The following is a 9,026-nucleotide window of genomic DNA, read 5'->3' as shown; positions in this document are numbered from 1 at the left end:
GCGGTGCAGACGAGTACAACTGCGTTATGGAGGTGGGTCCCGGTCTGATTTGTGTAGAATCGCGATTATTTTTCTGATCCTGCACAAGCTCTCGTTTTATTGTGCAAAATCCCGATCCTGATATGAAAAAATACTCAGCTTTCATATCGGAATCGGGATTTTTTATCGATCAGCTGCCGGCAGGCGCATATTACAGCGTTTCCAGCTTTGCTGCGGCTGCATCGAGCCAGTCGCCTTCGTAGTTTTCTATGTCGCCTCTGTCGCATGCCTCTGCGAGCTTAGGATCGATAGGCAGCTTTGCCAGGACTTCGAGACCGTGCTCCTTTGCAACTTCCTCGACCTTGCTCTTGCCGAAGACAGGGATCTCTTTTCCGCAATCCGGACATTTCACGTACGACATGTTTTCAACGAGACCCAGAACAGGGATGTTCATCATTTCAGCCATCTTGACAGCCTTCACGACGATCATCGACACGAGCTCCTGCGGTGAAGTCACGACGATGATGCCGTCTACCGGCAGTGACTGGAATACTGTGAGTGGAACGTCACCTGTGCCGGGAGGCATGTCGACGAACAGATAGTCTGTGTCTCCCCAGAGAACATCTGTCCAGAACTGCTTTACAGTGCCCGCAATGACAGGGCCCCTCCAGAGTACCGGTTCAGTGTCGTTTTCGAGCAGGTTGTTAACTGACATCGTTCCGATGCCTGTTTTAGTGCGAACAGGCAGGATACCGAGTTTGTTTCCGAATGCTTTTGCAGTGAGACCGAATGCCTTAGGGATCGATGGACCTGTGATATCGGCGTCGAGGATCGAAGTCCTGTAACCTTTTCTCTGCATGTTCACGGCCATCAGCGAAGTTACGAGCGATTTGCCGACTCCGCCTTTTCCGCTGACTATAGCGATCACTTTTTTGATATTGTTAAAACTGTTTGTCTCCTCGAGCAGGCTGTGCGGCTGGCTTCCGCAGTTTCCGGCGCTCGCGCAGTGACTGCAGTCCGAAGAACAGCCTTCTGACTGCTGCTGGACTTTTTCCTTTTCATCCATTTCAGTTACCTCTTTTCTGTTTACTGTGAGTAGTTTGATAAATATTTTTAACGTCTCTTACTATATTATACTGTTTAAGACATGTAAAGGCAATACTGTGCGTTGACATGGATAGGTCGCTTCGATATGTTTCGCATATATATATAATAGTGTTTTTTTGAAAAAATTCCTTGCAGGAATCTGCCGAAATTTCCCTCTACTTGCCTGTGGACTTTGCAGCAGGCCTGGCGATCCTGGTATGGAAGTGCTCGAAATCTTTTTCCCATTTCTGCTGCAGCTCCGGCGTGAGCTTGCTCGCCGGCATGTCAAGGTCGTTCTGCAGCTTCTCTCCGAAGTCTGACGTCACCTTGAGCGCCCCTGAATAGTTGAGATGATTGCCGCCGTCCTTGCTGTCCCGCGACCAGTCGAAGCCGGCAGGGCAGGTGCGGTTGTAGTCGTAGTATGTCAGTCCGTATTCGTCGGCCAGCTTCTGCACGGCATTTGATTTGGAAAGGTTCCAGGTGTTCGCAGAAGGCACGGTAATGAGGACGAGCCGGATGTTTTTCTGTCTGCATGTCTCATATATCTTTTTGAATGCGGCAGCGTTTTCTGCGGACAAGGTCTTGACTGCACCGCTGCTGCTCTCCATGTAGTTCGGATCGCCGGTATACGGTTTGACCTTGCCAGAATATGCCATGCCTTTGTTTGAAAAAGCGTAAAATCTGGACGGGTGACTGATGAAGTTCGACAGCTTCAGTTTTTTCCAGCGATCATGATATTTGATGAGCGGGAAGTAGAAATTTATCCCCGAGATGATCGCACTGTCAGCTTCCCGAACGACGCTTCTGAGCTTTGCAAAAAGCGTCGGCGACGGCGCGGCAGCCTGCTTCTTTGTAAAAGACGGATTCTTTCCTGAAAACAGACAGTCCGTTTCGAGCACGATCACCTTAGGCTTCTGATATTTGAGTATATCCTCTACATCCTTGACGATCATCTCCGGGCTGTTGTTAGGCCTTCCCGAAACTGCAGAGGTTATCCCCGTTTTATCGTAGAGATCGACGGGCGACACGCCCCGGTACACATCGCTGTTGCCGGTGAAGATGACGTCGAGCGAATTTCTGGCTTCGCCTCTGTACGCGGTGGTTATCCTGGATTCCATCCCGTCCTCGCTGGATGAAGAACCGACTGCGAAGCCCCTTGCCAGAAAGACGAATATCAGCGCGAACACCAGCATGAATATCAGTGACCTGGATATGTCTTTTATGCTTATTTTGTTCATTGGAACCACATCTCCTTTTTTACTTTCAGGCTCGCTGCACGATCAGAATTCGCCATAAATGAATGTAGTGTTTGCAAAGCTGCCGCCGTAGGCTCCCAGGATGATCACGGAGAAGATCAGGGTGAAGTACAGCGTCCAGCGTACAGGAAGACACTGTTTCCCGATCGTCTCTCGCACGGATATGCCTTTTTCCTGTATTATCGATATGCAAAGGAGCAGTGCGGCTGCTGTCATGAGCAGTATGTAGTCGGCAGGGGTAACGCCCTTGAACAGCAGCGTTCCGTCTGCCAGCTGCGAGATACCGAAGTTCGTGAAGATGCTGCAGAACATCGACGCAGCCTGACTAAGGCTGGATGCGCGGAATATCAGCATTCCAAAGCATACGATCACGCATGTGCGCAGCATCTCGAAGACGTGCCATGCACGTGAGCCTGCCGGAACGTGCAGTCTTTGCATGAGCCTGCCGGTGAGCGGCTTCAGAGCCTGTCCCAGCATCATCAGCACATAGTAGTAAAGTCCGTACACGATGTATTTCACGCTCGCCCCGTGCCACAGCCCGTTGCAGAACCACACGAAGAAAAGTGCGTATGCGCCCGGTATCAGGGCTGTCAGGTGCCCGGAGGAAACGTGCTTTTTCACGAACGTGTTTATTTTCCTGAAATGGCCGGAGAGGCTGACAGGGTAGAACACGTAGTCCTTGAGCCATTCGCCGAGGGTGATGTGCCACCTGCGCCAGAACTCGCTTATGGAGCGTGAGAAAAACGGACGTCTGAAATTTTCTGCGATATCGATGCCGAACATGCCCGATGCTCCGCAGACGATATCCATGCATCCGGAAAATTCCGCATAGATCTGCAGCGTGTAGAGGATCACCGCAAGGAGCTGCACTGAGCCGCTGTATGTACCCGGCTCGGCGAAAACGGTGCTGACGATCAGTCCGGCTCTGTCAGCGATGACGAGCTTCTTGAAAAATCCCCAGACGAGACGTATCCCGCTGTTTTTGATCCGTTGATAGTCTATGTGATGCGGCGCTCTCAGCTGACTGCAGAGTGAGTCATAGCGGTCGAACGGGCCCTCGACGATATGCGGGAAGTAGCAGAGGAAGAGCATCAGCATCAGCGGATTTTTCTCCGGTTTCACGGTCTTCCTGTACACGTCGACGATATAGCTTATTCCCATCAGGGTGTAGTACGAGATGCCGAGCGGCATCAGGATCTGCAGCGCCGGGACAGGCCTTGAATGCGCGATCGCGTTCGTGATGCTGTTTATGATATCTCCGAAGAAATTGAAGTACTTCGTGCAGAAGATCATCAGTACCATGAGTATCACCGATACGAGGACAACGGCTCTCTTTTTTGAGTCGGTTTTCTTTTTCAGTTCCTTTTTCGCTGCGCGGTCGAGTTCTTTTCTGCGGCTGTCAAAGCTGCGGTCCAGGTGTCCGAGAGCCAGTCCCGCTGCATAGATGACTGCAGTGGCGGCCAGCAGGAACACGGTCATTTTGCCGCATGTCAGGATGTAAAACGCCAGCGATGCGGCAAGCAGCACTGTCCACTGGATGCGCTTCGGTACGATGTAGTAGAGCAGTCCCGCCGCCGGCAGAAAGATCAGGAATGTTATCGTCGTATAGCTCATGGCTCAGGTCTCCTTTGCGTCTGCTGCGTCTGCGGCTAGTCTTCTGACTGAAGTCTGTGTATCAGCTTCATGATGTTTTCGGTGGAATTGAAGTTTTCCGGCGTGATGTCGGTCACGCGGATAGTTATGTCGAATTCGTCATTGAGCTCGGAAACGAGCATCACGAGGCTCATCGAGTCGAGGTCGCCTGAGTCGACGAGGTCTGTCCTGCCTTTGAATTCAGTTGCAGGGTTGATCTCATGGAGTATTTCGAGTAATTCATTCATTGGCTTCACCTTTGTTCCTTTCGTTTTCGTTACAGTTTGGTATGGCGCCGGGACTTGGACTGAGCCTGAGTCCGCATGATGTGACGGTTCGGCAGTGCTGTGCCCGCGTCGTGTGCATGATATGCCGATCTGCCGGGCGTCTGCAGCTGTGTGCATCAGTTCCCGGCATACAGTGATCTGAGTTTTGCGCGGTCGGTCTTGCCGTTCGCGTTGTACGGCATCGAGCGGACCCGGATGACCTCGTCGGGCCTCATGTATGCAGGGACTTTTTCGCTGAGCAGTCCGCGGACAGCCTCGGTATCCTTCAGGGAGCCTTCGTATATCAGCAGTATGCGCTGGCTTTTGTCATCGTATATCACTGCTGATGATTTGATGCCGGCTATCGCATTTGCCGCCGTCTCGATCTCGCCGGGCTCGATCCTGAAACCCATGCGTTTGATCTGAAAATCCTTCCTGCATATGTATATGTATTCTCGTTTATCGTTCATCCTGGCCAGATCCCCGGTGCGGTAGACTCGCTCGGGATAGCTCCTGTTGAGCGGGTTCTGCGGAAAGGCTGCAGCCGTTTTCTCCGGTTCGTTGTAGTATCCGCTGGCGAGGAAAGAGCCGCGCACGATCAGTTCGCCTTCTTCACCCTCTGAAGCGAGCCTGCCATCTTCTGTCAGCAGGAAAACGTCACAGTTGTCGCATTCACGGCCGATAGGGAGCGCCTCGTCATCTTCGAAATCGCGGTCGATCATGTAGAACGTGCAGATATCCGTCGTTTCGGTAGGGCCGAAAAGGTTAGCATAGAGGCAGTCAGGCAGGTGTTTTCTCCAGTAGTTGAGGTTTCTGACAGGCATCACTTCTCCTGCAAAGAGCACTTTTTCGAGGTGTTCGGGCTTGCTGTATCCGAACAGATCCCAGTTTGGAGCGATGGCCAGCGCGGAAGGCACCCAGTAGATCGTGTTTATTTTTCGTTCATTCATGTATGAGATCAGATCGACAGGGAAAGAAAACATCTTTTTGGGTATGATGCTGTATGTGCATCCGCATCTGATCGTCGAGAACAGGTCTGTTACGGACATGGAAAAGTACAGCGGCGCCTGCGAACCGAATATCGTAGTTTCATCGAATCCGAATTCTGCCGAGACCCATTCCGTGTAGCTGATCACACTGCGGTGGGAGACGACGGTGCCTTTGGGTTTTCCCGATGATCCGCTCGTGAACAGCACGTACAGCGGGTCGGTATCTATCATCGAAGCCCTGACGCTGCTGAGGAAATCTGTGTCTTCAGGGCAGCTGACGGCATCTTCATAGGTGATCACGGCGATGTCCTGCATGCTGCATTTTTCAAGGATCTCACCGGTCAGCGCCAGGCAGCTGCTGTCGGTCATCACGGCGGCCGGCCTGAGTGTGCTGAATATATCGCTTATACGCGATACCGGTGAATGTACGTCGATCACGGTGTAGAAACAGCCTGCGTAGACAGCTGCGAACATCGCTTCTATGCATCTGACGCTTCGGTCGATGACGATGGCAACAGGGCTGTTTGCAGGTATATCTTTCATGGAGCTCGCTGCTTTTCTGGAGCGATCCATGACCTGCACGAATGCCGCATTCCGATCAGGATCTGTGAATCCTGTTTTTTCTGGAAATCCGGCGGCAGATGCCTCCAGATATTCGAGAATGTTTTTCATAAATAGTCACCTCTTTCGTTACAGTGACTATTATAAAAGAAAAAATATTAACAAAAAATCAGGTAAAGTATTAAGTATCTATTAACAAATGCTAAGGCTTTCTTAAAGAAAAGTGCCGTTTTGCAAAAAGCGAGTCTAGGCATAGAGAACAGGTGCCGCTTTGCAGACCAAAAAGCCCCTCTGCAGATCAGAGGAGCTTTTCCTTGACGATGAAATTCGCCGCCTGTATTTCACTCTCGAGAAGCTTGAATATGTCCGGCTTCAGGAAAAAACTGCGGTTTTCGTTTTCTTTGAGATTTTCCGCTATGTAAAGCATCAGCTGTGCGTGAAGGTCGGTGTCCGCAGTGACGTCCTTGAGTGTGGACAGTGCTTTTTTGGCTCCGACCAGTTTGACTGTCCTCAGATAGTGCATCGCCTTTGAACGTTTCGCGGATGAGAGACGGAGATCGGCGATATGCATTCGCACGGATGCGCAGAACATGTCTCTGTCGTAGATCTCGCACGGGTCGAGGCCGAGGATATATGCGGCGTTGTCGGCTCCGTGCATCTGGTGCGGGGTGAACGATTTTTTTCTGAACGTGTATCGTATCCCGTCGTATTTTCCAAAGTGGCGCATCGTGTCGAGATAGCCGAGGCGCATGATCCTGGCGGTGTTGTCCCTGTCAAATATCAGGAAATTGCCGAGATCCAGAGGACATCTTATCATGTGGAATTCATCGCAGGTGTTTTCCGCATGTCTGATGGCCTCGTGGTCGACTGTGCCGGGCGCCTGCAGATCGACTGCGATGATGCGGTCTGCCTTTTTTTCGAGAGCCATACTGACCGGGAGATTGTCGTGGTATCCGCCGTCGATGTATTTTTTATCGTCGATGACGTATTTCTGGACCGCCGGGAAACACGACGCGCTGGCCATGATATAGTCGATCATCAGTCCTTCGGGGATGTCATCCTTGTACATGACGCATTCGCGGCGGGAAGGGTATTCCGTCGCCACAAGTCCGAATCCTGTGCGGGAACTGCGTATCTTATGTTCATCTATATATTTGTGAAGGAGCCCGGACAGTCCGGAATTACCTGCACCGCCGTGGAGCACGATCTCTTTTGCGTATGCCAGAGCCTCTTCGACAGGACCGTCACCGGGCTGGATATCGAATATCATATCGGTCTCGAGCTGTTTCCACAGTTCTTCGGCCAGCTTCAGATCCTTCTGCACTACCATGGCGCTGTTTATCGCACCAACGGAAGTCCCGAAAGCCATGTGGATTCTGATCCTGAGTTTTTTCAGAGCCTTCCATACGCCGATTTCATAGGCGCCGCGGCTTCCGCCGCCGCTGAGTACAAGAGCGGTCTTTTTCATGAGTAAAATCTCCTTTGCGTGTCAGTGTCGTATGCCGATATTATATCGTATTATCGGCGGGCATGCCATATCAATGTTTATGTAAGGGTGCAGATGTGCGATTTTGCAGGCGGAGCATGGACTGCGAGCGTATTTATGAAATAAGAAAGCGGTATCTCATAGGATGATAAAAAGTAGAAGTAATAAAACGAAAATAAAGGAGAAATAGAATAAAAATAGGGGGGGTGTGTTGATTTTCAAAACTATTGATGGTATAATCAGAATATTAAATGTATAGATTGGATCCAGGAAGGAGAAGGAAATGAGTAACAGGTTGAAACGTGTGTTTTCTACGGTTCTCTGCGCTGCAGTCATGCTCACGATGACAGCGATACCGGGAACGGCTTTCGCAGAAAACATCGACGGGTCGGAAGCAGCTGAGCAGACGGAAGTACAGGGACCGGCAAATGAGAACGAAAATGAGGCAGATGCTGTGGCATCGGATCAGAACGAAGGAGAGGCAGAAACCGAAGATGAGGCGCAGATTCCGGAAGCAGCGACTGGAGAAGCATCGGTGCCTGCAGCGGTGCAGACAGCAGCAAATCAGATGAATTCATTGATAGCACTGTATAAGTTTAGTGTAACAGTTGATATCACTTATGTGGGCGAGCGTAATGGCAACACAGTGACTGTATGTAAGGGATCGACAGTGGGATTAAAGGCGGTACTGGTAAATGCCACAAGCGGTACTTACGATTATACCTGGTATAAAAAAGGAAATGTAATCAATACTATTGTAGGAAATCACAGCAACTATACTCCTACGGGTAGCGGTGCGTATTATGCAAGAGTCAATAAGAGATGGGATTTTAAGTCAGGTGAATCAAGTCCGACGATAACCGTGAACTTCGTGGATCATAACTATAAATCGGTTGCTGCAAAGGATGTGACATGCACAGAAGATGGAAATAAGGCATACAGGAAATGCAGCAGGTGCGGCAAAATGCTCGAAGGCACATCAGGAACAACGGAAACAACAGCAGATGCAATGAAGCTCACTGCTCTTGGTCACGACATGAAAAAGACAGATGCCAGTGTGGCAAGCTGCACAGAAACTGGCAACAACGAATACTACACATGTGACAGATGCCATAAAGTATACAAAGATGCAGAAGGAGCAACTGAAACGACAGTAGAAAAAGAAACGCTCGCGGCTACGGGACACGACCTTGAAGCGACTGCGCAGAAGGATGCGACATGCACTGAAACAGGAATGAAAGCATACTGGACATGCAGCAAATGCCAGAAGTTTTTCTCAGATAAGAATGCTGAGAACGAGATCAAAAGCCCTGAGGTGATCCCTGCAAATGGTCACAATATGAAGCGTGTGGACAAACACGATGCAACATGTACAGAAGACGGGCATGAAGAGTACTGGAGATGTGAAGAATGCGGATATCTGTCAAGCGACAGAGAAGGACAGAACGAAATCATCAATCCTGTGAAGATCTCTGCGACAGGACATGATTTAGGTGAATGGAAAGTGACGAAAGAAGCGACTGTACAGGCAAAAGGCATCAAGGAAAGAGCATGCAGGAAATGCGAGTATAAGGAAACCGCAGAGATCCCGATGCTGACTGCAGATAAAAATACGGATGTGAAGAAAGCAGCTGACAAGAGCGCTGAAACAGGCGATGATATGAACATCGCACTTTACGGGTGTGCCAGGCATGGCATAAGTCTTACGGGTGAAAGTCCCGTCACGGGTATTTACCGCCAAGTGTAGCGAACCACAAGCCGAAGACAACAA

Annotated in this window: 7 protein-coding genes; 1 reads left to right on the top strand and 6 read right to left on the bottom strand. The window is 50.3% G+C overall.

The window, feature by feature from the left end; translation table 11 throughout:
* Positions 1-190 precede the first annotated feature (190 nt).
* The 6 genes from OCV59_RS11505 to OCV59_RS11480 form a co-directional block, all read right to left on the bottom strand.
* On the bottom strand, positions 191-1,045 hold the full coding sequence (locus tag OCV59_RS11505; RefSeq protein WP_147594584.1) for an Mrp/NBP35 family ATP-binding protein: 855 nt from the start codon (positions 1,043-1,045) through the stop codon (positions 191-193).
* A 196-nt stretch (positions 1,046-1,241) separates the two neighbouring features.
* The gene (locus OCV59_RS11500; RefSeq protein ID WP_147594583.1) at positions 1,242-2,303 is read right to left on the bottom strand and encodes an SGNH/GDSL hydrolase family protein; all 1,062 of its coding nucleotides are present in this window, start codon (positions 2,301-2,303) and stop codon (positions 1,242-1,244) included.
* A gap of 42 nt (positions 2,304-2,345) precedes the next feature.
* Complete coding sequence (locus tag OCV59_RS11495; RefSeq protein ID WP_147594582.1) at positions 2,346-3,935, bottom strand: MBOAT family O-acyltransferase; 1,590 nt, start codon at positions 3,933-3,935, stop codon at positions 2,346-2,348.
* Positions 3,936-3,970: 35 nt separating this feature from the next.
* Positions 3,971-4,201 carry a phosphopantetheine-binding protein gene (locus OCV59_RS11490; protein ID WP_147594581.1) on the bottom strand — a complete coding sequence of 77 codons (231 nt, stop codon included), beginning with the start codon at positions 4,199-4,201 and terminating at the stop codon, positions 3,971-3,973.
* A 155-nt stretch (positions 4,202-4,356) separates the two neighbouring features.
* Positions 4,357-5,880, bottom strand: a complete 1,524-nt coding sequence (locus OCV59_RS11485) for an AMP-binding protein (protein ID WP_147594580.1) — start codon at positions 5,878-5,880, stop codon at positions 4,357-4,359.
* A 187-nt stretch (positions 5,881-6,067) separates the two neighbouring features.
* Positions 6,068-7,237 (bottom strand): patatin-like phospholipase family protein, encoded by a 1,170-nt coding sequence (locus OCV59_RS11480; protein WP_147594579.1) that lies wholly within the window; start codon positions 7,235-7,237, stop codon positions 6,068-6,070.
* 301 nt (positions 7,238-7,538) lie between these two features.
* On the opposite strand from OCV59_RS11480, the gene OCV59_RS11475 reads away from it, so the two are divergent.
* On the top strand, positions 7,539-9,002 hold the full coding sequence (locus OCV59_RS11475; protein WP_147594578.1) for a hypothetical protein: 1,464 nt from the start codon (positions 7,539-7,541) through the stop codon (positions 9,000-9,002).
* The last annotated feature ends 24 nt before the right edge of the window (positions 9,003-9,026 follow it).

The sequence above is a fragment of the Brotomerdimonas butyrica genome (genome assembly GCF_025567305.1).
In the GTDB taxonomy this organism is placed as follows: domain Bacteria; phylum Bacillota; class Clostridia; order Peptostreptococcales; family Anaerovoracaceae; genus Lentihominibacter; species Lentihominibacter butyricus.
Note: the sequence above shows the minus strand (reverse complement) of the source record. Positions and strands in the feature narration are given on the sequence as shown.

Coding starts and splice junctions, on each gene's coding strand:
- OCV59_RS11480 (WP_147594579.1), bottom strand. CDS start 7,237: ATGAAAAAGACCGCTCTTGTACTCAGCGGCGGCGGAAGCCGCGGCGCC.
- OCV59_RS11485 (WP_147594580.1), bottom strand. CDS start 5,880: ATGAAAAACATTCTCGAATATCTGGAGGCATCTGCCGCCGGATTTCCA.
- OCV59_RS11490 (WP_147594581.1), bottom strand. CDS start 4,201: ATGAATGAATTACTCGAAATACTCCATGAGATCAACCCTGCAACTGAA.
- OCV59_RS11505 (WP_147594584.1), bottom strand. CDS start 1,045: ATGGATGAAAAGGAAAAAGTCCAGCAGCAGTCAGAAGGCTGTTCTTCG.
- OCV59_RS11495 (WP_147594582.1), bottom strand. CDS start 3,935: ATGAGCTATACGACGATAACATTCCTGATCTTTCTGCCGGCGGCGGGA.
- OCV59_RS11475 (WP_147594578.1), top strand. CDS start 7,539: ATGAGTAACAGGTTGAAACGTGTGTTTTCTACGGTTCTCTGCGCTGCA.
- OCV59_RS11500 (WP_147594583.1), bottom strand. CDS start 2,303: ATGAACAAAATAAGCATAAAAGACATATCCAGGTCACTGATATTCATG.